We start from the raw sequence: 22,285 nt of genomic DNA, 5'->3' as shown, positions 1-22,285 counted from the left end.
CCCTACGAAGTCTCCGTGTCCGGCCTCAACCTGGCGTTCGAGACCAACGTGATTGAGCGGACTCGTTATGTCGAGGAGGGGCAAGGGTCTGCCGCAGATGAGCCGAGGTTCAATCGTGCCGTCTATCGCTATGAGACCACGCTGCCGTTCTCATGCACGGTACGGGTCCACCATCCGGATTCCGGCTCCGTCTATCGTGTATTCGACGTGGGTTCACCCATGACGGCATGGACCACCAAGATATTCCAGATTGTGGTCGATGAGAGCCGGAAATTTGATCCTCAAGCGCTGATCGAGTTCACCGAGCGGATCAATGTTGAAGACCTTTCGCAGGTGGTGGCCCAGTGTCCGCAAGCATTGCCTCTCGACCTGAGAAATGAGATCCACATACCTGCGGATCGCATGTCGGTCGAGTATCGCAGGGCCATGGTAGCGCTGGGCCTGGGGGCTGCGCAGCCAGACTGAAGTCGTCTTCCAATCCTTTACACACCTTCTTCCGGGGCCGCGTGAGCGGCAGACCTGGAGGGGTAGCTGCGTCGTGAAATTCTTGTCAGGAGGTTCCCATGAGAAAGCATCGGTTGAACGCAATGGTAGTTGCTGTTGGGCTGTTGGCGGGCGTCATGGGCACAGCCCGGGCCGCCGACAAGATCATTTATCAGCTCGGTTGGATACCCAGTGGCGCTAACGGCATCGAGTATCTGGGCAAGGCCGATGGTTACTTCAGCAAAGCGCAGTTGGATGTCGAGATCCGTAGTGGCAACGGGTCAAGCGATGCCATCACCAGGGTGGCGTCCGGTTCGGCGGATATGACGGCGGTGGGCATCGATGCGGTTTATGCCGCAATTGCGCAGCAGAAATTGCCGATCAAGGTGATCTACAGCATCTACAACAAGAAGCCGGATTCCATTCACCTGATCGAAAGCTTGCCGGTCAAGAGTCTGAAGGATCTTGCCGGCAAGAAGTTGGCAACCTCCGTCTATTCAAGCGTCAACGTGGTTTGGCCGCTGTTCCTGCAGAAGAACGGTGTGGATCCGGCCAGTGTGAAGCTGATGAAGGTCGATGCGGGGGCACTCGCACCGCTTATCGCCAGCGGTCAAGTGGATGGCGCCCTGGACTGGGTGACCAGCGCTCCGACAGCGGCGTCGGTCATGAAGGCGGCGKGGAAGTCCCTGCGCGTGCTTAAGTGGTCCGACTATGGATACGACGGGTATGGCTACGTCATTGTCGCAAACGAGCACTTCCTGAAGGAAAAGCCGGAGCTTGCGAAGCGCTTTCTCGACGCCTTCAACAAGGCCAGCGTCGCGGCCGTCGCGAATCCCACGGCGGTCGGCACGGCGATGGCGAAGATCGTTCCCGGGTTGGACGCAAAGGTGGCGGGCGAGGAGTTTGGCGCATCGGTGTCGTTGATCGACAACGAGATAAGCAAGAAGGATGGCCGCGGCAATTTCAGTCCCGAGCGCGTGAACGCAACGTGGGACTGGGTGGCGAAGTCGCAAGGCTTGTCGTCCAACGTCCTTGATCCAATGGTAGTCATCGATACCCGATATCTGCCGGGCGGCAGGTAGGCGCGGGCAGGCGAAATCCCCCAAGTTCCGGAATTCGCCTTGGGAGGCGAACACGGTTGAGCTCAGCTAACTAGAAAATCTGACGCCATGTGGAAACTGAAGAAAGCACCCCATGGGGCGCTTAAATGGACGACGGTCCTGGCACTCGCATCATTCTGCGCGAGTCCGCGCGCAGAGAATTACTCGCAGACCAATATCCAGTTCGCCTATGCGCCGAGCGATCCCAATGACTATGTCATGGGAACGGGCACCAATGGAAGCCGCGAGACCCTGCGATTCGAGCATTTTGGAACCTATGCCCTGGGTGATAACTATGTCCTGTTCGATGCCTACAGGGGCCGTGACCTTGGGCAGGATACTTCGAACCGTCAGAACTACTTTCTCTGGAATTCGCATCTGAGCTTGTCCAAGAGCACCGGCGCCAATCTGTCCTATGGCCCGATCCAGGATGTGCTGGCCATGGTGCGTGTGGAAGACGGCAGCTACTCGCACTACCGGGCGGTTTCCGCAGGCCTCAGCGTGTATTGGGATTTACCGTTCACAAAGGGATCGATGCTCGAGACTTCGATCCTTGCGAGGAAGAAGTGGTACACGGTAGGCCCCACCGATGTGCAGGGAACCCGGCCGCTGCTCCGCCTGTTCTTCCTGATTCCATTTCGCGTGGCAGGTCTGAACGCGACATTCAGCGGACCGGTCTACTTCAGCCCGATCATCGGCGGCGGGGTGGACATCTATCTTGAACCGGAAGTGTTCGTGAACTTTGGGCCCAAGGATGCGTTCGCGTTGGGCCTTCGCCTGGAGCACCACTCCGTCACTGGCAACAACGTTCTCAACAGCGCCGGCAACAAGTCTCGCACGACGCCGAATATCGTATTCCGCTGGAACTGGTAACCGGCCAAGTCACTGACCCACCGAGGTGGGTCGCATAAATATGGAGGCATCAATGAGTACCAATCGTGGCGTGGCCTATATCAGCCAAGGCGTTGTCGAAGTCCAGAACATTTCCTTTCCGAAACTTGAAGATCCCCGTGGCCGCCGAATTGATCACGGCGTGATCTTGAAGGTCGTCTCGACCAATATCTGCGGATCCGACCAGCATATGGTGCGCGGCAGGACCACCGCGCCGGAGGGTCTCATTCTCGGGCACGAAATCACCGGGGAGGTCGTGGAGGTGGGTCGCGACGTTGAGACACTGGCGCGTGGAGACATCGTCTCGGTGCCATTCAACGTCGCGTGCGGGCGTTGCCGGACTTGCAAGGAGCAGCATACCGGTGTCTGTCTCACGGTGAATCCGGCGCGTGCCGGTGGCGCGTACGGCTATGTCGACATGGGCGGCTGGGTCGGCGGGCAGGCAGAGTATGTGATGGTGCCGTATGCGGACTTCAATCTATTGAAGTTCCCTGACCGGGAGCAGGCGCTTAGCAAGATTCTCGATCTGACCTGCCTTTCCGACATCTTGCCGACGGGCTATCACGGCGCCGTCAGTGCCGGCGTGGGGCCAGGCAGTACAGTCTACGTCGCGGGTGCTGGTCCGGTCGGGCTAGCGGCAGCGGCATCGGCAAGACTGCTGGGCGCAGCCGTGGTGATTGTGGGCGATGTGAAGCCGGCACGGTTGGTGCATGCGCGCCAGGTCGGATTCCATACTGTGGACCTTTCGCTGGATGCCACGCTGTCCGATCAGATCGAGCAGATCCTTGGTGAGCCGGAGGTCGATTGCGCCGTTGATGCGGTCGGTTTTGAGGCGAGAGGGCATGGGCATGCAGGCGCGCAACAAGAGGCGCCCGCTACGGTCCTCAACTCGCTGATGGAGGTAACCCGCGCGGCCGGCAAGATTGGCATTCCTGGCCTGTATGTTACGGATGATCCCGGTGCGGTCGATTCAGCGGCAAAGCGCGGGGCGCTGAGCATCCGCCTTGGCCTCGGCTGGGCGAAGTCGCACAGCTTCTTCACGGGACAGACACCCGTGATGAAGTACAACCGCTCTCTCATGCAGGCCATTCTTTGGGACCGGCTCAAGATCGCGGAAGTGGTGGGTGTAGAGGTGATCTCCCTGGACGACGCTCCCAAGGGCTACGCGGCCTTTGATTCCGGCGCGCCAAAGAAGTTTGTGATCGACCCGCATCAGATGATTGCGAAGGCTGCTTAGGGAGGGCGGGGTGGCAGCAAAACGGAGGGCATCTTACGACGTCGCTTCACATAAACTGCCCCGGTCGTTGGCACTCCGGATTCCCACTAGACGGAAGATTCAGGCGCAACGGGCCACACTGTTGCGAAGTTTGYCTGCGCCGACGGCGGCGCCATGGGCACGCTCAATGCTTGCGGTTGCGAATACGGCGCGCAAGACCAGCTTTATTTGCACTCTAGGCCGAGCGAAGTGCAGGGAATATAAGTGATACGAGATGGTACTTGATCCAGCTTCACCAGAGCTCGTGCTAGCGATAGTAGGTACGGGCGCCATGGGCCGGGGCATTGCCCAGATCGCGGCACTGGGCGGGATCACTGTCCTGCTGTATGACGCACGGGACGGGGCAGCCGAGGAGGCGCGGGGTGCCGTGGCTAGCGCGCTGTCCCGCCTTTCATCGAAGGGGCGTTTGCCGGAGGAGGATGCCCATGCTGCCGCCGGGAGGCTGGTAACGGTCGATGTGCTCGATGACGTCAGACCTGCCCATATCGTGCTGGAGGCGATTGTCGAAGACCTGGAGGCGAAGCGGGCCTTGTTCCGCGCGCTGGAGGCAATCGTCTCACCCGGCTGCGTTCTCGCGACGAATACCTCTTCACTCTCCGTAACTGCTATCGCGGCCGCCTGCGCGCGGCCGGAGCGAGTCGTGGGTTTCCACTTCTTCAATCCGGTTCCGCTGATGAAGGTCGTCGAGGTCATCGATGGCGTCCGGGGCGATCGTGCGATTGGCGACGCCATGATGGGACTGGCGAAGCGCTTGGGCCACGCTCCGGTCCGCGCCAAGGATACTCCTGGCTTCGTGGTCAATCACGCCGGCCGTGGATTCGGCACTGAAGCGCTGCGGCTAATAGGCGAGGACGTTGCCACCCCATTGGAGATAGATGCGATCATGCGGGATCAGGCGGGGTTCAGGCTCGGTCCTTTCGAACTCTTCGATCTGGTCGGGCTCGACATTTCCGTGCCGGTGATGGAATCGGTCTACCGGCAATACTTTGACGAGCCGCGTTTCCGCCCATCAGTGCTGGCGACCCAGCGCCGCGCTGCAGGCCTGCTCGGACGAAAGAGCGGGGAAGGATACTACCGCTACGTCGAGGGTAGTCCGGTCCGGATGAAAGCGCAGGCGCTGCCGCAGGATCGGCCCAGCGCCGTGTGGATTAGTCCGGCGGATCCGGTTTTGGCTCAGCGAGCGGTCGATCTGTTCACCGCCTTGGGGACACCGCTGGAAAGCAGTGTTTGTCCCAGTGCGCAAGCGCTATGTATCGTGACGCCTCTGGGTGAGGACGTCAGCAGTTGCTGCGCACGGGAGCTATTGGATGCGAGACGCACAGTCGGGCTGGATCTCTGCTTTGATACTTCCCGACGGCGTACGTTGATGCTTTCCCCCGTGACGGACCCGGCTTTTCGGCGTGCGGCTCACGGTGCGCTCGGCTCCGATGGCGCGGGCGTGAGCATTGTGCGGGACAGCGTGGGGCTTGTGGCCCAGCGGATCGTGGCGACAATCATAAATATCGCTTGTGATATGGCACAGCAGGGGATCGCAACTCCGGCGGATATTGATAGGGCAGTTATGCTTGGTCTTGGCTATCCGATGGGGCCACTCACGTGGGGTGATCGTCTGGGAGCGCGTACGGTGCTGAAGTTGCTCGACAACATGATGCAACTGAGCGGCGACCCGCGGTACCGGCCTTCCCCCTGGCTTCGTCGGCGGGCACAACTGTCTGCCTCGCTGCATTCTGAAGAGCCGGCCTTGTCATACTGAACACCAGACAATCGCGAACGCTGAGTTGTGTAACGCCACTCACGGAGGCACCGTTCGCAATGCGGCTCGCGGTGGCATGCATATCTCGATTATCCCCGCCCGTCGTGCGACCCACGAATTCAGCGATGCAATAGAGAACGATCCCGGCGCTTCGCGATGAGGCCGAGCAAAGCTCCACGCTCCRCATTCCACTCTTTGGGGCGAACACTGGCACCAGTGCGGGAACCATGGGTCATGGGGAAAACGTAACAAGAAGATGATTTCAGAGCAATTTAGGGACACGTTGCGCGTCGTGGCCGAACTGACCACGACGCAGTTCGAGGAGTTGCAGGCAACGATGGAAGGTATGCAGGCCAAAGACACCCATCATCCGGCCATCGGGATGGGACATGGGGGAAAGCTCGCGATTGTCAACAGGGAGGCGGCGCTTCCTCGAGCGTTGCAGACCAGGGGAGGCGTGATCCCTGGACGCGTCCATCCTGGGAGTTCAACCGGCTCCAGGCCTGCCGCCATGGACAGCTTGCCTTTCGTGGCCACATTCAGTAGCGCGAATTCGTCACTGGCAGCGACCGCCAACGATCCTCAGAAGGCCAGCTCCTTCCCGATCGTAGTGCGGGTGGATATGGCGGATGACGCAACTGTCGTTGCGCAAACGCCAGCAAGCGGATTCACACAGAATGCCGACGCCGTGGCGGATTCAGGCGTGTTCCCCGAGCAGCAATGCGCCGTCCTCGTTCTGCTGCTTGAAGTGTTGCCCGACAAGGTGGTAGCGCAGCATTTCTCCATGACGGAAAGGGCTGCCAAGGAGCACGACATTGCGGTCATCTGGCGGCTTGGTGTAACCAGGCGCAAGCAAGCCATTCTGATTGCAAAACGCCAACCGCTAGCACAGGCCCCAGGCTGTAAGCACTCGCGTACCAATCCCGGCGCACGGGACGACAACAGCCCCACTCGGCAGGTCGGGACAATCACTTCGGCGCCGCCCGCAGGGCTGGGTCTTACCCAACGCCAGGGAACGGTACTCAATTTGCTTCTCGAGGGATTATCCAACAAGCTCATTGCGCGCCGTCTCGGTCTGGCTGTAAACACGGTGAAGGAACATGTGTCTGCCATCTTGCAGCGGCTCGACCTGCGCTCCCGTGCTGAAGTAATCTCGCTCCTGGAACTGCGCGTGGGCGCCGAGCAGACGGGTGGCAGCTTGTCACTCACCGCCGCGCCGGCAGGCGTGCAGGATAGAACGACCGAATCGGCACAGCGTACCCAAATTACCCCGGAAGCCATGGGCCTGACCCAGCGCCAGGGCTCAGTCCTGATTCTGCTACTTGAAGGATTGCCAAATAAGGTCATCGCACGGCGCCTGGGCTTAACGGAGAATACGGTCAAGCAGCACGTGTCCGGCATCCTGCAGCGGCTGAGACTGCGAACCCGGACCGAAGCGATTTCGCGAATGAAACGCTACCATGTGCGACACATGGCAACGGTTGGCCAGCCTTGAGCATCGCCAGTTGCAGTCGACCCACCCTCCGCCGCCCCCAGTGTGGCCCGCGGGCACGGGTGTGTCGTCGGTGTGGATTCTGTCGGTTCACATCGCATACTGGCGAATGGTCTCGCCCCGCGGTCGCAGCAGCGCACTACTTGATGAATTGGAGGGGGATTGTGCGTGATCCCCTATCGCAGGCATTCGTCGATCACGCAGTTGGTCGGTCAACTGCAGCGATCGTGTCCGGCGCCGGACGCGTACGCCAGGTCTATGTTGGCATTAAKGGCTGCATCTACAGATGACCCATTTTCTCTCGCTTGGTCCGCAGGTAGCGCCGATTCTCGGCGTTCTCGGGAATGTGCAAGGGCACTTGTGCCAGGACATTCAGCCCGTGCGCAGCCAGGGCTGCCCGCTTCGTGGGATTGTTGCTGAGCAATCTCACTGTGCTGGCGCCAATGTCGAGGACAATATGGGCCGCCTCATCGTACGTGCGGGCGTCGACGGCGTGGCCGAGATGGGTATTGGCGTCGACGGTATCGAACCCCGCGTCCTGGAGCCGATACGCGAGGATCTTCTCCGCAAGTCCAATGCCCCGGCCCTCATGGCCGCGTACGTAGACAACGATGCCGCAGCCCTCGTCTGCAATACGACGGAATGCAAGCTGGAGCTGCTCACCACAGTCGCATCTGAGTGACGAAAATGCGTCGCCGGTCAGGCACTCGGAATGCACTCGGACCAGACATCCCGGTGTTTGTGCGGGATCTCCCATCACTAGCGCAATATGCTCCAGGCCGGTCGTGGTGCTTCGATATGCAATCGCCAGAAAGGTGCCGGTAGAGAGCGGTAGCCTGGCCTCGCCACAACGCTCGACCAGCCCGGTTGGCTTTGCGGATATGGCCGGAAACCGTAGCCTCCGGGCGTCGCGCAGTCTCTCCAGATGATGGTGCTCCAGCGGGGTCATGATGTCTATTTGTTCAGCGGCGGACATGCAAATTCTCTCGATGTTGGGGCGTATGGCGGTGGGGCTAGGCCGCCCAAAGGTTGGCTTTGGCTATCGCGGCCGGAGCTTCCAGAAACGACACCACCTCCAGCCCATAGCCGGCCATGCTTGGCAGACGCCGTGGGCTTGCCAGGAGCGTCATCCTGGCGATGTTCAGATCGCGCAGGATTTGCGCTCCAATGCCGTGCGTGCGCAGGTCCATTGGCTTTTGATCAAGCGCGCCACCGTCAGGCGCTGACATGTGCGACGCCAGGGCTTCCGGATCCTCGCCACAGTTCAAAAGCAGGGCGGCACCTCTCCCCGAGGCTTGCAGCTTTGCAAGTGCTCCCGACAGGGACCAGGAGTGCCGGTTGGTATTCACACTTAGAAGATCCATCATCGACATGGGTTCATGCACCCGAACGAGTACTTCGTCGGCAGCCGACCACTGGCCGCACGTTAGCGCAAGATGTGTTCCTCCGAGGTGGTCACGGAAGACGATGCAGTTGAACTCGCCCTGTGCAGTGTGCAGTATTTGCTCGGAGACTCGCTTGATCAGTGTTTCATTGCGGCTGCGGTACTCGATCAGATCTGCAATGGATCCGATTTTGAGACCATGCCTGCGAGCGAAGATCTCCAGGTCTGGCATGCGGGCCATGGTCCCGTCGTCGTTCATGATTTCGCAGATGACGGCAGCGGAAGAGCGGCCTGCCATCGCCGAAAGGTCGCAGCCGGCCTCCGTGTGCCCCGCCCGCACGAGTACGCCGCCGTCACGGGCCTGCAAGGGAAAGATGTGCCCCGGCTGAACGAGATCGCCCGGTGTTGCATCTCGTGCAACCGCTGCCTGCACGGTTCTGGCGCGGTCGGACGCCGAGATCCCGGTAGTGACGCCGCGGGCCGCCTCGATGGAGACCGTGAACGCGGTGCCGTGTGCAGCACCATTGCGAGTGGTCATCGGTGGCAGGCGCAGGCGCTGGCAGTGCTCGCGTGTCAGTGTCAGGCAGATTAGCCCGCGACCATGCTTGGCCATGAAATTGATGGCATCCGGGGTGATGTGGTCGGCGGCGATCACGAGATCGCCTTCGTTCTCTCGGTCTGCATCGTCGACCAGTATCACCAAGCTGCCGGCAGCGAGATCGGCCAGGAGTTCCGGGATCGTAGATAGAGAGGGGTTCATGGGTACTCTAGGTTGGGATTGCCGCTGTGCGGGCTTGTGGCCGGCGGTGAGTGTTGCTCTTGGCTTCTATTGAAGCGTCTCGAGTGGCACAGATCTAGCCAGATAATGGGCAAACGATGTCCGGAAATCCTCGGCACCACCCCGCCGATATCCGCGCCCTATGCTGAGCCTGCGCGATATCGAGGAAGTGCTGTTCGAGCTGAGCGGTGACCCTGCGTGCCAATGCCAAACGTTTGAAAAGTTCTTTGACAACAAGACGGCCGGCAACCCCAACTACACCTCGATCATCGATGAGCGTCAGTACAAACGCATCCAGAGACTGCTCGATGATGCGCGCGCCAAGGGCGCGCGCATCGAGTCATGCGGGCCGATGCCAGTTGGCAAAGAGCGAACGCTGCCGCTGCAGATCGTTACGGACGTCACCCCCGACATGCTGGTGATGACCGAAGAACTCTTCGGCCCCATCCTGCCGGTCGGCCCGTACGACACGATGGACGAGGCGATCGGCTTTATCAATGAGCACGCGCGGCCCCTGGCCCTGTACTGCTTCAGCCGCGACCGCGCCGAGCGCGACGATTTACTCGGCCGTACGCACTCGGGCGGCGTCTCGGTCAACGACTGGGGCTGGCATGTGGTGAATCACGACGCACCCTTCGGCGGCATCGGCAACTCGGGCATGGGCAACTATCACGGGGAAGAGGGCTTTCGCGAGTTGTCCCATGCCAAGACCGTGTTCAAGCGGCAGCGCTTCTTCCCCATCGACCTGTTCTATCCACCCTACGGAACGGTCATCCAGCGCCTGGTACTGCGGTTCTTCCTCGGCCGGGCCGATCCCGCTCTGGGGGCCTCGAACAAGCACTGAAGCAAGAGTACGGCCACGACGATATGGGCCGTCGTTGGCCAGCACGTTCGGTCCGGTGTCCACTTTCGGGCGCGGTGCGCTACCGCAATGCGCACGGGCGGGGCTGGGACGGCCGCGGCGCCATGCCGGACTGACTGTAGCGGGCGATCCGCGCCAGGCAGACGGTGGAACATTTCCGGGTGCCCATCGCGGGCCCGCAAGCACCTAGCTCGCTGCGCTATCCTTCGCGAAGCGTTCTGCGTAATTTTTTGGGGTCACCCCGAACCGACGCGTGAACGCCTTGCGTAGCACGTCAAAGCTGTTGTAGCCATAGCGCCGTGCGATTTCCTCCGTCGACCGCCCACCTAGTTCGAGCGCCCGGCACACTGCTTCGAGTCGGACGGCCTCGACGTACTTTGCTGGCGTAGTCTTCAGTTCTCGCTGGAAGGTGCGTATCAACGTCCTGACGCTGGTTGCGAGCCTATCTGCCAGGACTTCTACCGTAAGGCTCGCTTCGAGGTGCTCGCTGATCCAGAGGCACAGTTCATCCAGGCTTGAGCCGGCCGTGCGCTGGGACTGAAGGGCGACGCTGAATTGCGCCTGTCCGCCCGGACGTCGCAAGAATAGGACAAGATTCTTGGCGATCTCCAAGGCCACATTGTCCCCCATGTCTTCGCCGACCAAGGCAAGCGCAAGGTCGATACCCGCCGATACTCCAGCGGAGGTGTAGATGTTTCCGTCTTTCACCCATATTGGAGTCGGATCGACCTGCACCTTGGGATAGCGTTCGGCCATGCTTTGCGCCACACCCCAATGGGTCGTTGCCCTGCGACCATCCAGGAGTCCTGCTTCAGCCAATGCGAACGCTCCGACGCATATCGAGCATATGCGCCGCACTGTCCGCGCGCGCGTTCGGAGCCACTCCATGGTGGCCTTGTCCAGCTGATCTGATGATCTGAAGCCCGAAGCCACGATCAACGTGTCGATTGGCCTGTGTGCACGACGCTCCTGTTCAAGCGTCCTGTGTCCCTTGAGTCCAATGCCGGTTTCGCTCTCGATGTATATGTCGGCGCCCGCACAAACCAGTTCCAGTGYATAGGGTGCAGTTTTGCCCTCGTGAAGCCGATTCGCGAAGGCAAATACTTCCGCCGGGCCGATGACGTCGAGCGCATCGACGGGTGGCAATCCCAAGATCACAACTCGCCTCGGCATCGCCCCTGCACGCGGGCCGCGTGATGTCTTCCGTTCCCTCATCGAGGCCTCGCCTTCCGACCAAAAGCCCATTCTGGCACAAATCATCCAAAAACAGTCATTTTTGCCAACCCCGGGCGACCTACACTGGGAACCTGATCAACTTGATATTTGCGGAGGACATGTGGGCACACCTGTCATCATCGGGGGCGTTAGCGATCCCGATTCCGAGCTTACCCGTAAAGCTGCCTCGCTCGTCGAGCGCGTCCATTCCAAAGCGATGTGGGGTCACGTACACCGGACGTGGTGGTGGTCTGAATTCCTTGGTCAGAAGCGTGGGTTGAAGTATGACCGCGAGGCCGTCTACCTTGCCTCGTTGCTGCACGACCTGGGACTTACGGAAGAATTTGCTGCCGATCAACGCTTTGAAGTCGATGGCGCCGATGCCGCCAGCCGATTCCTGCTGGCGAACGGCTACGCGGAATCGAAGGCACAACTGGTCTGGGACGCGATCGCGCTTCACGCCAGCGCCGGCATCGCCGACCGCAAGGAGCCGGAAGTCGCTCTTGTCCACATGGGTGCCCATGTGGACGTCATGGGGCTCTGGATCGAGGAACTTACACCGTCCCTCATCGACGATGTCCTGCAACTCTATCCGCGTCTGGGATTCAAAGCCGCGTTTCAGGCGGCGCTAGCTGAAGTTGCACGGAAGAAGCCCCACACGGCAATTGGCACGGGACTAGCAGATATCGGACGTCGTCACGTGCATGGTTTCGAGATTCCGAACGTTTGCGACCTGCTCGACCACGCCCCTTTCGAAAGCTGAACCGCGGTCTTGCCGGAGAGGATGGCTCTCCGGCAGCTGAGACGCCGTCCTGATTCGATAAGCTCATTGTCGATTGCAGGTCACGAAGCGGCAATTATCAGCAGTTGCGGCGGCCATCCGCCGGTTCGTCGCCGAACTGTGACGCGGTGTCCTCAAGCCCAAATCACTTGGGGCTTGTTACCCGGTTTATTGAAATCGTCTGGCTGATGTCCCTTACCCCCCCCTCAAGCCTAATCCACGTCGCTTGAGGTGCGGCGGGTCAATACAGTTGGCCGTCCGCCGCAAGCGGTCCGCCGCGACGCACGCGTGGATTCCTGAAAGCATGTTGTGCGATGGCTGATTGCTCACCGGAAATGGCGTGCGCGGGCTTGTGCTGTTCAGCGAGTGGCATCAATCCAGGACTCACCGATGTCCTGTTCATGGGTTAGACGATGAAACGCACAAGTACCGATTCCGCACCTGTCGGCGAGCGGCTGGACTATTGGCGAGACGCTATCAGTCGCGCCTTCGTCAAGCTGGACGTTGACCCCGCCAAGCTCAATGGAGGGCGGCAGTTTTCTGGTTGCATCGCCCAGAGCGATCTCGCGGACATTGAACTTGCGGTGGTGAATTCCAGTGGCCAGCATGTGCGACGGACTTCGCGACTGATCCGGCAGACTCAGGAGGAACTGTTCCTGGTCAGCTTCCAATTGGCAGGTGAGGGGGAAGTACGCCAAGATGGTCGACGTGCGGTACTTGCAGCTGGCGATTTTGCGATCTATGACAGCACGCGTCCCTATGAACTCGTGTTCCGGGAGGACTTCGAACAACTGGTGGTGACGGTGCCACGCGACCGGCTGCGGGTGCGAGCACCGTCGGCGGAGCGGTTGACGGCCGTCGCCATTCGCGGCAGTCAAGGCATAGGGCGCCTGCTAGGGGAGTTGGTGGCGGGATTGCCAGAGCATGCAGAGGCGATGGCTGGTCAGACACAGGCGTCTGTTTCCGACGCCGTGCTCGATCTCGTCGCTGCGGCTCTTGCGACTTTGCCGGCTTCGCAGGCCGGATCGCTACCGACCTTGAAGCTGTTTCACTTGAACCGGATCAAGTCCTATATTCACGAACATCTATCCGACCCGGACTTGAGCATCAGCTCGATCAGCGAAGCGCTCGGTATGTCCGTCAGCTCACTGTATCGGGTGTTCGAGGTGGAACCGTGTTCGCTTGCCGAGTGGATCTGGGATCAGAGGCTGCAGGCATGTCGGGCGACGCTGCTCGACGTTGCCTGTTCCGGGTTAAGCATCAAGCAGGTCGCTCTGAGCTGGGGGTTCAACGATCCCGCACACTTCAGCCGCGCGTTCCGGAGGCGGTTCGGCCAAAGCCCGGCTGCGTTCCGCTCGCGCGACTAGCAGCCGGGCCGTCCAGTCCCTGTGAGACGGCTTGAACCGAGGCGTCGTTTGAACGCTCAGGCCTGTTCACCTTCTTCGAGCTCGGTATGCTCGACGGCCCGCATGCCCGCGGAGTTGCCGTTTGCGCTTTGGCTGGGCTTCGCATACACGACACGAGGCTTTGGATTGCGGTCCAGCAGCAGTTGTGTCACGTCAGGGCGAGAGTAATGCCCGGCCGGATCAGCAGCTGCCTTCGCGAGGGTGATGGCGGCCAGGTCAATGTCCGCATACAACAGCCCCTCCGCGTCCGCAGGCAGCGGATCGGCCAGCGACCGTCCGTCGGGACCGTAGATTTGCGCGTGGCCGCCCCCCAGCTTGAGGAGCGCTTGCTGCTCGGGTGTCTCGCAAAGCATGTCGATCATCTTTTGCGAAACCGTCGCGCACGGCGCAACCACGAAGCACTGGCCCTCGACCGCATACAACCGACTCGCGGCGTTGTTTACCTCTGGTCCGAGCGCGTAAGCCGCGTCGACGTAAAGGGAGAAGCTGGGCCAGGCGGCGATATGGACCTGCTCATTCTGAGCATACATCGCGTATTTGGTAAGTGGCTGAAGATGTTCCCAGCAGCAAAGGGCGCCAACCCTGCCGAGGTTGGTGTCGTGAACAGCCAGGTCACTGCCGTCGCCTTCGCCGAAGATCGCGCGTTCGACATGCGTGGGTTTCAGCTTGCGGCGCGTGGCAATGGTCTTCCCTTCAGGGCTCAGGATGGCCTGGGCAATGTACAGGCTTCCAGCGTCTTTCTCGCTGAAGCCAAGCACAACGGTGATGTTGCAACGCGATGCCGCTTGGGCGACGCGCTCAAACTGCACGCTGTCGATGACCATCGAATTGTCGTGGTATGCCTGGATGAATTTCATTCCCCAGATCGGCGCACCAAGCCAGGCAAACCACGGATAGCCAGGTATCCACGTTTCAGGGAAGGCAATGAGACTTGCGCCGCCTCGGGCGGCCTCTTCGATGAGCGCAATCGTCTTGTCAATGGTTGCCTCGAGATTCAGAAACTCTGGCGCCGCCTGGACAGCAGCTACCCGATAGCGGGGATGTTCAATGGGCATAGTGGTCTCCTGATGTGTGGTGCCCAAGCATAGGCGGAAAAGATCCGACTCCCTTGTCTGAGATTCCTGCCTGTCTTGTGCTGGCTTCTTGGGATGCCTTGCTTGCGTGGGCGAACTCATATCAGACTACGCAGCTATTCGCTGAGGGCTTTAGCGCTTCACTCGCACCGTCGTTCTATGCGGGGCCGCTGCGGAGCTCGTACGCGTTGCTGAAGTCCAATCCACAGCGGCTAAAGTGCGAGCAAACCCGAAGTGAGCAGAATGCATACATAACCTACGAATAGAACTGCACGGCTTGCAGTTTTGCCTGTGCGCTTCGCAGCCTCGCCTTCCGTCAGGGATCTGATCGCAACTGGCTCGGCATAGGACTTTCGGTCATCCATTCCGGCCAGGATTCACCTGCCGGATACTCGGGCTAGGGCTTGTCAGGCGCCAGACACTTGCTGACGAGTCCGGCATATCGCTGAAGGTGTGCGCAAACGGGAAGCGTTCATATAGATTACCCCGTATGGCACACACGTCCTTTTTCGCCAATAATGACCCCACATCCATCACTGGACGAGGGCGACCATGCGATACAGTCCCGATGCCATCCGCACCGTCGCCCTGGTCGGGCATGCCGGGTGTGGCAAGACATCGCTTGTCGAAGCGCTGCTGCACCAGGGCGGCGCCTTACACGCGCCCGGCAGCGTGGAGCGCGGCACCACGGTCAGCGATTTCGACCCGTTCGARCGCAAATATCATCACTCGCTGAACTCTGCCGTCGTCCATCTGCACTATAGGGACACGCGCATCTATCTGCTGGATACTCCCGGATATCCGGACTTTTCGGGGCTGTCGATCAGTGTCCTGCCCGCTGTAGAGACTGCCGTCATCGTCATCAATGCACAGACCGGCATCGAAATGACCACCCGGCGCATGATGGCGTGGGCGGAGGAACGCAAGCTCTGCAGAATGATCATCGTGAACGGTATTGATGGCGAAAAGGTCGACCTTCCGGGGCTTCTGACGCAAATCCAGGCGACCTTCGGCATGGGATGCCTGCCCATCAATCTGCCGGCGCAAGGCGGCCGCGAGGTGGTGGATTGCTTTTTCAACCCTGCCGGCGACGCCGATTTCCTGTCTGTTGCTGCGGCGCACAACGCGCTGGTCGATCAAGTGGTCGAGATCGACCCAGCCCTGATGGAGCTATACCTGGAGCAGGGCGAGGCCATCAACCCGGAGCAGTTGCACGAGCCCTTCGAACGGGCGCTGCGCGAAGGTCATCTGGTGCCGATCTGCTTCACGTCAGCGGCCAACGGCGCCGGCATCGCGGAATTGCTCGATGTGTTCGTCCGGCTCCTGCCCAATCCCTTGGAAGGGAACCCGCCGCTCTTCTATCGCGACGCTGGCGGCCGCAAGGAAGTCGTGCGCGCCGAGCCGGTCGCGGACAGGCATGTGCTGGCCCACGCCTTCAAGATTGTCATGGACCCATACATCGGCAAAATGGCCGTGTTTCGCATCCATCAGGGCACGATCAGGCGCGATAGCCAGCTTTATATCGGTGACCGGCGCCAGCCATTCAGGGTCGCTCATCTCATGATGCTGCAGGGCAAGGAGCACGTGGACGTCACGCAAGCCGGGCCAGGCGATATCTGCGCCACGGCCAAGGTCGACGAGATCGGCTTCGATGCCGTGCTGCACGACGCCCCCGAGGACGGCAACATCCACCTGACCCCGCTCCACTTCCCCATGTCCATCTATGGTCTGGCGATCGAGCCTGCACGCCGAGGCAACGAGCAGCGCCTCTGGGAGATTCTGCAGAAACTGAGTGCGGAAGACCCGTGCCTGCGCATCGAACACCCGGCCGGCACCAACGAGACGGTGGTACGCGGCCTGGGCGAGTTRCACCTGCGCCTCATGCTGGAGCGACTCTCCGAGCAGTACAAGCTCGAGGTCGTGACACGGCCACCGACRATCGCCTATCGGGAAACCATCGGCRCCMGSGCCGAGGGGCAYTRTCGCCACAAGAAGCAAACCGGGGGCGCCGGGCAATTCGGCGAAGTCATGCTGCGCGTCGAGCCACTGCCGCGAGGCACTGGTTTCGAGTTCGTCGACGCCGTCAAGGGCGGCGCCATCCCAGGCCAGTTCATTCCCGCCGTGGAAAAGGGCATCCTGCAGGTCATCGACAGCGGACCGCTTGCCGGCTTCCCGATGCAGGACGTGCGCGTCACCGTCTTCGACGGCAAGAGCCATCCAGTCGACTCCAAGGAAGTGGCATTCGTCTCCGCGGGGCGGAAGGCCTTCGTCGATGCGGTGCTGAAAGCCCAGCCCATCCTGCTTGAGCCTATCGTGGACATTGAGGTGATGACGCCGGAAGCGTCGATGGGTGACATCATCGGCGAYCTGTCCGCCAAGCGCGGGCAGGTTCACGGCACACGCACGGCCGCCGGCAACGCCGTGGTCGTTGTAGGGCAGGTCCCATTGTCCGAACTCAACGACTATCAATCGCGCCTGAACGCGATCGCTGGCGGACACGGCAACTACAGCATTCAGATCAGCCACTACGATCCGACGCCCCCCGCCCAGCAGGAGCGCATGGCGTCGAAACACAAAGAAGCAGGGCGATAGCGGGGCCCGGCTCCAGCATTAGTACCGTCGGCCGGCCGTTAGCCGGATCTTGATTTGGCCGCCCTGACGGTCCGGCCGGCCCCGGCTTCGCTCGTGGTAGATTCCTTTCGCTGTCTTCACGCCTTTGCGGTGCAAAGCCGAGCGGGTGTTTGCCCTTGCACCGGCTCGCGAGTTGACAGCTTTCTGCGGCAACGGTGACACATTTACATCTGATACGGTCTACGGCTGCTGCTGCACGGCCATCCAATACACATGCATCCTCAATCGTCCGATCTAGTTGGTCATCATCCGTCCATCGTCGCGTTGCGCGACCTGGTGACGCGCGTCGCGCGCAGCCAGGCCCGCACGGTGCTGATTTATGGCGAGACCGGGACCGGCAAGAGCCTGATTGCCCGGATGCTCCATGAGCAGTCTGCCCGCGCCGCGCGCGACTTCATCGATATCAATTGCGCGGCGATTCCAGCCCAGTTACTGGAATCGGAACTGTTCGGCCACGAGCGAGGCGCATTCACCGGGGCCGTGGTCAAGAAGGAAGGGCTGATCGAGGCGGCCAATGGCGGCACGGTATTCCTGGATGAAGTGCGTGAGCTGGACCCGGTGATGCAGTCGAAGATCCTCACGTTGCTCGATACCCGACGGTTCCGGCGCGTGGGTGCGGTCAAACCGATCAGCGTGGACGTGCGCTTCATCGCGGCCACCAACAAGATCCTGCTGGGCGAAGTCAACGCAGGGAATTTTCGCGAGGATCTCTACTACCGCCTGCAAGTCATCGCCATCAATATCCCGCCGCTACGCGAGCGCGGCGACGACATCTTCCTGCTGGCCCATGCGGCGCTGGAACGCTACAACCTGCAGTACGGCAGTCGGATGCGGCATTTCGACCCCGAGGTGGCGCGCATCTTCCGCAGCTATCGCTGGCCGGGCAATGTGCGCGAGCTGGAGAACCTGCTCGAACGGATCTGCCTGCTGGAGGAGGGCGATACGGTGCTGCCCGGGCATTTGCCCGCGCGTATCCTGCGCGAGGTCTCCGGCGCTCGTGCCACGGAGAAGCTGCCCGCGCCGCGGGCCCGTGGCGACGCAGGCACCGATGTGCACGACAATCCGCAGGACGACGGCGGGCTCGACTATTCCACGGCGACGGCTCGCTTCCAGACCGGTCTGGTACGCGCTGCGCTTCGCCACGCCGACGGCAACATCGGCATCGCAGCGGAACGGCTCGGTCTGACGCGCCATGCATTGCGACACCAGATGATCAAGCTGGGTATCACCGATGCGTGAAAATCGCACGCGCTGCGTGTGAATCGCGCGTTAAATCCGCGCATGGTATTTTTGCGTTCCGTTTAGTGCGTTGATTTAAAAGGAGAATTGTCAATTCTTGAGTCTGGCATGGATTTCGCTGAAAGGGTTCCAGGACGGGCATCGGTGCCCGCGAACGCTCTGGAGACCTGACACATGCAGTCACTGAAGATCATCTGCCCCAACGGCCATCTTGGCTTTGCGCCGTTGCGCATCGCCAGCTTCGAACTGGGCGTGGAAGCCGGGCCGGACTACATCGCCGCCGACTCGGGCAGCGATGACGTGGGGCCAGTGCCGCTGGGGTCCGATACCTCGACCAGCCCCGAGGCATGGCAGCGCCACGACCTCGAGCAGATGCTGCTGGCATCGCGCAAGCTTGGCGTGCCGATGATCATCGGCTCGGCTGGCGATACCGGCACCAACAGCCGTGTGGACCTGTACGTTCGCATCATCCAGGACCTGGCCCGCCAGCACGGGCTAAAGCGCTTCAAGCTCGGCTACTTCTATTCCGAGGTGGACAAGGGCCTGCTGCGCGCGAGACTCGACGACGGCGATGCGATCACGGGGCTGGACGGCTTTGCCGACCTCACGCACGACGAACTCGCTGCCACCGAGCGCGTTGTCGCCATGGCCGGCGTGCATCCGTACGTCGAATTGCTGCGCCAGGGCGCCGATGTCATCATCGGGGGCCGCAGCTCCGACGCGGCCTTGTTCGCCGCGCCCGCGCTGCATCATGGCTTCTCGGCGGACCAGGCGTACTACCTGGGCAAGGTGCTGGAATGCGCGTCGTTCTGCGCGGAGCCTTATGGCGGCAAGGAGACCGTGATGGGCACGATCTCGCACGACGATGTGCGCGTCACCGCCATGCACCCCGAGCAGCGCTGCACCGTGGCGTCCGTGGCGGGCCATGCGATGTACGAGCGTTCAAATCCATACGACGAATTCGTGGCCGGCGGCCGCCTCGACATGCGCGACTGCCGCTACGAACAGGTGGACGAGCGCACCACCCGGATCACGGGGTCGCGCTTCCACGCTGACGAAGCGGTGCGCGTCAAGCTCGAAGGCTCTGGCAAGGTGGGCGAACGCTACGTGGGGCTGTGCGGCGTGCGCGATCCATACACGATCGCCAATATCGACCGCGTCATGGCATGGGCCCGGGAGCAGGTGCGACTGCGCTTTGGCGACGAAGGCTACCAGCTTCATTACAGCGTCTACGGGCGCGACGGCGTGATGGGCGAGCTGGAGCCGCTGCGCGACCGGCCCGGCCACGAGCTCGCCGTGCTGGTGCAAGGCGTGGCGCCCACGCGCGAGATGGCCGAGGAAGTGACCATGACCGGGCTGCGCCAGATGTTCTACGCGCGGCTGCCCGACGTGAAGGGCACGGCCGGATCGGTGTCGTTCCCGCTGGACGAAGTGCTGCAYGCGAGCGCGGCTTACCGCTGGACGCTCAACCACACCATCGCCGTGCACGATCCGCTGGCGCTGTTTCCCACACACCTCGTCCACGCGGGCGTCTGATGCAAGCCATCCTGGAGCCGAATATGCCTACTCAGAAACTGCACGAACTGGCCAAGACCATCCGCAGCAAGAACGCCGGCGTGAACAAGATCACGTTCGACATCATCTTTCGCGAGGCGGCGCAGTATGAGCGCGTCAAGCGATCCCGCGCGATCACGCGCGAATCGATGGCCGCGCTGTACCGCATTCCGGTGGAGCGCATCTCCGATTTCGTCGAATACGATCCCGCGCTGGCCATCAAGTTCACGATCTATCGAAACCGCCCCAGCGGCTGCGCGGGCGATGGCGACATCTTCGGGGCCCAGCAGTACGCGCCGCTGCTGGACCTGGACGTGCCGGCCTGAGCGGCTCGCCCCCTTGAATGATGTCATTTTCATTTCCACGCTGATCCCGGAGGTGCCGTAATGCGCTGGTATCGAACGACGTATTTTGACATTGCAGGCCGTCTGCTGGCGGCGCTGCTGCTGGTTGGCGCGGCTGGGGCCGCAGGCGCCCAGACTTCTGCGCCAGCGGCGCCCGACGCGGTGCCGCCGCTGGTGCGGCTGGTGGTACCGTTCACGGCCGGCGCCAGCAACGATGTCATCGCTCGCGGTTTGGCCCAAGGTCTGGCTCGGCGCCTGGGCACGACCGTGATCGTGGAGAACAGGCCGGGTGCGGCCGGTGTGGTGGGGTCCAACTTCGTCGCCAAGTCACCGCACGATGGATCGGTGCTGCTGCTGACGTCATCCACGCTGCTGACCGCGGCGGCCACGCAACCGAACTCGCCGTACGACCCGCTCACGGCCTTTGCGCCGGTGGCCATGGTAGCCGATGGGCCGATGCTGCTGGCCGTGTCGTCGGCGATGCCCGCGCGCACGCCCGCGGAGGTGCTGGCCGCAGCGCGAGCCAAGCCGGGCAGCATCACCTATGGGTCCGCCGGCGTCGGCTCGCTGGGGCAGATGGCCACGGAACTGATGTGCGTGTCGTCGGGTGTCAGCATGATGCACGTGCCGTACAAGGGCGCGTCCAATGCGTTGATCGACCTGGCGGCCGGGCAGATCGACGTAATGATCTCCAACTACAGTTCGCTGGCCACGCTGATCAAGTCGGGCAAGGTGCGTCCGCTGGCCGTGACGTCGCACGAGCGCAATCCTGCGTTTCCGGATCTGCCGCCTCTGGGCGCATCGGTTCCCGGCTATGTGGCCGACATCTGGGTGGGCGTGCTGGCGCCGGCCGGCACGCCGGCGCCGCTGGTGGAACGGCTTAACCGCGAGATCGCGGCGGTGGCGACATCGGATGACCTGAAGGCGACGCTGGCCCAGGACGGCGCCCGGCCGTCCGCCGCCAGTGCGGACGTGTTCGGCAAACGGATGAAGCAAGAGCTGGCGTTGTGGAAACGGATCGCCACAGAGCGCAAGATCGTGGCGGAGTAGCGACCAGGCAGGGCATCGCGCTCGGGTGCCGCTGTATCCGTTTGTCGGTGGTTCAGAACGCGGGGATGATCGATCCCTTGAACTGCGCATTGATGAAGTTGCGCACTTCGTCGGATTGATAGGCCTTGACGAGCTTGCTCACCCACGGCTTGTCCTTGTCCTGAGGGCGCGCGGCAATCAGGTTGGCGTACGGGCCGCGTGCATCCTCAATGGCGATGGTGTCTTTCTGCAAGGACAGTCCCGCCTGGTAGGCATAGTCATTGTTGATCGATGCCGCCGCGAGGTCGGGCAGCGCGCGCGGCAGTTGGGCGGCGTCGAGTTCCACCAGCTTGAGCTTGCGCGGATTCTCCACCACATCGAGCGGCGTCGCGTTGACGCCGTTCTGGCCCACGCCTGCTTTCAGCTTGATCAGTCCTGCCTTCTGCAGCAATAACAATGCGCGGTTGCCGTTTGACGGATCGTTCTGGATACCGATCTTCGCGCCCTCCGGAAGTTCATCGACGCCGCGATACTTCTTGGAGTAAATCCCCAGCGGCGCAGTGATCGTCAAGCCAACCGGCACTATCCTGTAGCCGCGCGTCCTGATCTGGCTGTCGAGGAATGGCTTGTGCTGGAAGGCGTTCGCGTCCAGGTCGCCGGATGCCAACGCCTCGTTGGGCTGCAGGTAGTCGTTGAACACCACCACATCGATCGTCAGGCCGTCGCGGGCGGCCACCTTCCTGACCAGGTCGAAGATCTGCTCCTGGTTACCGGCCGAGATGCCCACCTTGATCTTCGTCTTGTCCGGCRCACCTTGCGCCAAGGCGGATCCGATGCCTGCGACCACGCCAATGCCAACCCCAAGCGCCACGATGAGGGCGCGCACCCGCTTGTTCATAGTTATGGTCCCCGAATGGAAATGAGCCGGAAGCGGGCGCTACGCGTGACCAGCATGTCCCGCGCAGCGCCCGCATTGCCGACGGTGGCTCATTGT

Annotated in this window: 17 protein-coding genes and 3 pseudogenes; 15 read left to right on the top strand and 5 right to left on the bottom strand. The window is 61.6% G+C overall.

Going from position 1 to position 22,285, the window contains the following annotated elements; translation table 11 throughout:
• The 7 genes and pseudogenes from AC1DO7_RS25110 to AC1DO7_RS25080 all read left to right on the top strand — a co-directional run.
• Positions 1-465, top strand: a pseudogene (locus AC1DO7_RS25110) (hypothetical protein); the annotation flags it as partial.
• Positions 466-563: 98 nt separating this feature from the next.
• Positions 564-1,565, top strand: coding sequence for an ABC transporter substrate-binding protein (locus tag AC1DO7_RS25105; RefSeq protein ID WP_477116682.1), 1,002 nt, complete (start codon positions 564-566; stop codon positions 1,563-1,565).
• Positions 1,566-1,652: 87 nt separating this feature from the next.
• Positions 1,653-2,456, top strand: coding sequence for a hypothetical protein (locus tag AC1DO7_RS25100; RefSeq protein WP_441620839.1), 804 nt, complete (start codon positions 1,653-1,655; stop codon positions 2,454-2,456).
• 52 nt (positions 2,457-2,508) lie between these two features.
• The gene (gene fdhA / locus AC1DO7_RS25095) at positions 2,509-3,711 is read left to right on the top strand and encodes a formaldehyde dehydrogenase, glutathione-independent (protein ID WP_441620837.1); all 1,203 of its coding nucleotides are present in this window, start codon (positions 2,509-2,511) and stop codon (positions 3,709-3,711) included.
• A 253-nt stretch (positions 3,712-3,964) separates the two neighbouring features.
• Positions 3,965-5,503 (top strand): 3-hydroxyacyl-CoA dehydrogenase, encoded by a 1,539-nt coding sequence (locus AC1DO7_RS25090; RefSeq protein ID WP_441620835.1) that lies wholly within the window; start codon positions 3,965-3,967, stop codon positions 5,501-5,503.
• Positions 5,504-6,485: 982 nt separating this feature from the next.
• Positions 6,486-6,668, top strand: a pseudogene (locus tag AC1DO7_RS25085) (response regulator transcription factor); the annotation flags it as partial.
• A gap of 99 nt (positions 6,669-6,767) precedes the next feature.
• A pseudogene (locus AC1DO7_RS25080) lies at positions 6,768-6,998 on the top strand (response regulator transcription factor); the annotation flags it as partial.
• Positions 6,999-7,275: 277 nt separating this feature from the next.
• Here AC1DO7_RS25080 and ribA read toward each other — a convergent pair.
• Entirely contained in the window at positions 7,276-7,944 is a 669-nt protein-coding gene (ribA, locus tag AC1DO7_RS25075; RefSeq protein ID WP_441620956.1) for a GTP cyclohydrolase II, read from the bottom strand.
• 64 nt (positions 7,945-8,008) lie between these two features.
• Complete coding sequence (gene ribBA / locus AC1DO7_RS25070; protein ID WP_441620833.1) at positions 8,009-9,139, bottom strand: bifunctional 3,4-dihydroxy-2-butanone-4-phosphate synthase/GTP cyclohydrolase II; 1,131 nt, start codon at positions 9,137-9,139, stop codon at positions 8,009-8,011.
• A gap of 160 nt (positions 9,140-9,299) precedes the next feature.
• Here ribBA and AC1DO7_RS25065 point away from each other — a divergent pair, with 160 nt between their 5' ends.
• Complete coding sequence (locus AC1DO7_RS25065; protein ID WP_441620831.1) at positions 9,300-10,001, top strand: aldehyde dehydrogenase family protein; 702 nt, start codon at positions 9,300-9,302, stop codon at positions 9,999-10,001.
• A 204-nt stretch (positions 10,002-10,205) separates the two neighbouring features.
• Here the strand turns inward: AC1DO7_RS25065 and AC1DO7_RS25060 are convergent, their stop codons facing one another.
• Positions 10,206-11,177: a GlxA family transcriptional regulator gene (locus AC1DO7_RS25060; protein WP_477116681.1), complete on the bottom strand. Its 972-nt coding sequence runs from the start codon at positions 11,175-11,177 to the stop codon at positions 10,206-10,208.
• Here AC1DO7_RS25060 and AC1DO7_RS25055 point away from each other — a divergent pair.
• Both AC1DO7_RS25055 and AC1DO7_RS25050 read left to right on the top strand, forming a co-directional pair.
• Positions 11,137-11,997, top strand: coding sequence for an HD domain-containing protein (locus tag AC1DO7_RS25055; protein ID WP_441620827.1), 861 nt, complete (start codon positions 11,137-11,139; stop codon positions 11,995-11,997). The genes AC1DO7_RS25060 and AC1DO7_RS25055 overlap by 41 nt on opposite strands.
• 431 nt (positions 11,998-12,428) lie before the next feature.
• The gene (locus AC1DO7_RS25050; RefSeq protein WP_441620825.1) at positions 12,429-13,382 is read left to right on the top strand and encodes an AraC-like ligand-binding domain-containing protein; all 954 of its coding nucleotides are present in this window, start codon (positions 12,429-12,431) and stop codon (positions 13,380-13,382) included.
• A 56-nt stretch (positions 13,383-13,438) separates the two neighbouring features.
• Here AC1DO7_RS25050 and AC1DO7_RS25045 read toward each other — a convergent pair whose 3' ends face one another.
• A complete protein-coding gene (locus AC1DO7_RS25045; RefSeq protein WP_441620823.1) occupies positions 13,439-14,476 on the bottom strand; it encodes a carbon-nitrogen hydrolase family protein in 1,038 nt (345 codons plus the stop codon).
• A gap of 570 nt (positions 14,477-15,046) precedes the next feature.
• On the opposite strand from AC1DO7_RS25045, the gene fusA reads away from it, so the two are divergent.
• From fusA to AC1DO7_RS25020, 5 genes are all read left to right on the top strand, one after another.
• Entirely contained in the window at positions 15,047-17,086 is a 2,040-nt protein-coding gene (gene fusA, locus AC1DO7_RS25040) for an elongation factor G (RefSeq protein WP_477116680.1), read from the top strand.
• Positions 17,087-17,338: 252 nt separating this feature from the next.
• Positions 17,339-18,364, top strand: coding sequence for a sigma-54 interaction domain-containing protein (locus AC1DO7_RS25035; RefSeq protein ID WP_441620819.1), 1,026 nt, complete (start codon positions 17,339-17,341; stop codon positions 18,362-18,364).
• A gap of 174 nt (positions 18,365-18,538) precedes the next feature.
• The gene (locus AC1DO7_RS25030; RefSeq protein WP_441620817.1) at positions 18,539-19,900 is read left to right on the top strand and encodes an acyclic terpene utilization AtuA family protein; all 1,362 of its coding nucleotides are present in this window, start codon (positions 18,539-18,541) and stop codon (positions 19,898-19,900) included.
• Between the two features lie 23 nt (positions 19,901-19,923).
• Entirely contained in the window at positions 19,924-20,244 is a 321-nt protein-coding gene (locus AC1DO7_RS25025) for a DUF4387 domain-containing protein (protein WP_441620815.1), read from the top strand.
• 60 nt (positions 20,245-20,304) lie between these two features.
• Positions 20,305-21,312, top strand: coding sequence for a tripartite tricarboxylate transporter substrate-binding protein (locus AC1DO7_RS25020; RefSeq protein ID WP_441620813.1), 1,008 nt, complete (start codon positions 20,305-20,307; stop codon positions 21,310-21,312).
• Positions 21,313-21,364: 52 nt separating this feature from the next.
• On the opposite strand, the gene AC1DO7_RS25015 is transcribed toward AC1DO7_RS25020, so the two are convergent.
• Positions 21,365-22,189, bottom strand: a complete 825-nt coding sequence (locus tag AC1DO7_RS25015) for a MetQ/NlpA family ABC transporter substrate-binding protein (RefSeq protein ID WP_477116679.1) — start codon at positions 22,187-22,189, stop codon at positions 21,365-21,367.
• Between the last annotated feature and the right edge of the window lie 96 nt (positions 22,190-22,285).

It is taken from the genome of Cupriavidus sp. 05N40, from assembly GCF_056397305.1.
The sequence above is the reverse complement of the archived record's forward strand: the minus strand, read 5'-3'. Positions and strand labels throughout refer to the sequence as shown.

Excerpts from the sequence above, each read along its gene's own strand:
- AC1DO7_RS25035 (WP_441620819.1), top strand. The coding sequence starts at position 17,339 with ATGCATCCTCAATCGTCCGATCTAGTTGGTCATCATCCGTCCATCGTC.
- AC1DO7_RS25065 (WP_441620831.1), top strand. The coding sequence starts at position 9,300 with ATGCTGAGCCTGCGCGATATCGAGGAAGTGCTGTTCGAGCTGAGCGGT.
- AC1DO7_RS25100 (WP_441620839.1), top strand. The coding sequence starts at position 1,653 with ATGTGGAAACTGAAGAAAGCACCCCATGGGGCGCTTAAATGGACGACG.
- AC1DO7_RS25020 (WP_441620813.1), top strand. The coding sequence starts at position 20,305 with ATGCGCTGGTATCGAACGACGTATTTTGACATTGCAGGCCGTCTGCTG.
- fdhA (WP_441620837.1), top strand. The coding sequence starts at position 2,509 with ATGAGTACCAATCGTGGCGTGGCCTATATCAGCCAAGGCGTTGTCGAA.
- AC1DO7_RS25025 (WP_441620815.1), top strand. The coding sequence starts at position 19,924 with ATGCCTACTCAGAAACTGCACGAACTGGCCAAGACCATCCGCAGCAAG.
- ribA (WP_441620956.1), bottom strand. The coding sequence starts at position 7,944 with ATGACCCCGCTGGAGCACCATCATCTGGAGAGACTGCGCGACGCCCGG.
- AC1DO7_RS25090 (WP_441620835.1), top strand. The coding sequence starts at position 3,965 with ATGGTACTTGATCCAGCTTCACCAGAGCTCGTGCTAGCGATAGTAGGT.
- AC1DO7_RS25055 (WP_441620827.1), top strand. The coding sequence starts at position 11,137 with ATGACGTCGAGCGCATCGACGGGTGGCAATCCCAAGATCACAACTCGC.
- AC1DO7_RS25045 (WP_441620823.1), bottom strand. The coding sequence starts at position 14,476 with ATGCCCATTGAACATCCCCGCTATCGGGTAGCTGCTGTCCAGGCGGCG.
- ribBA (WP_441620833.1), bottom strand. The coding sequence starts at position 9,139 with ATGAACCCCTCTCTATCTACGATCCCGGAACTCCTGGCCGATCTCGCT.
- AC1DO7_RS25050 (WP_441620825.1), top strand. The coding sequence starts at position 12,429 with ATGAAACGCACAAGTACCGATTCCGCACCTGTCGGCGAGCGGCTGGAC.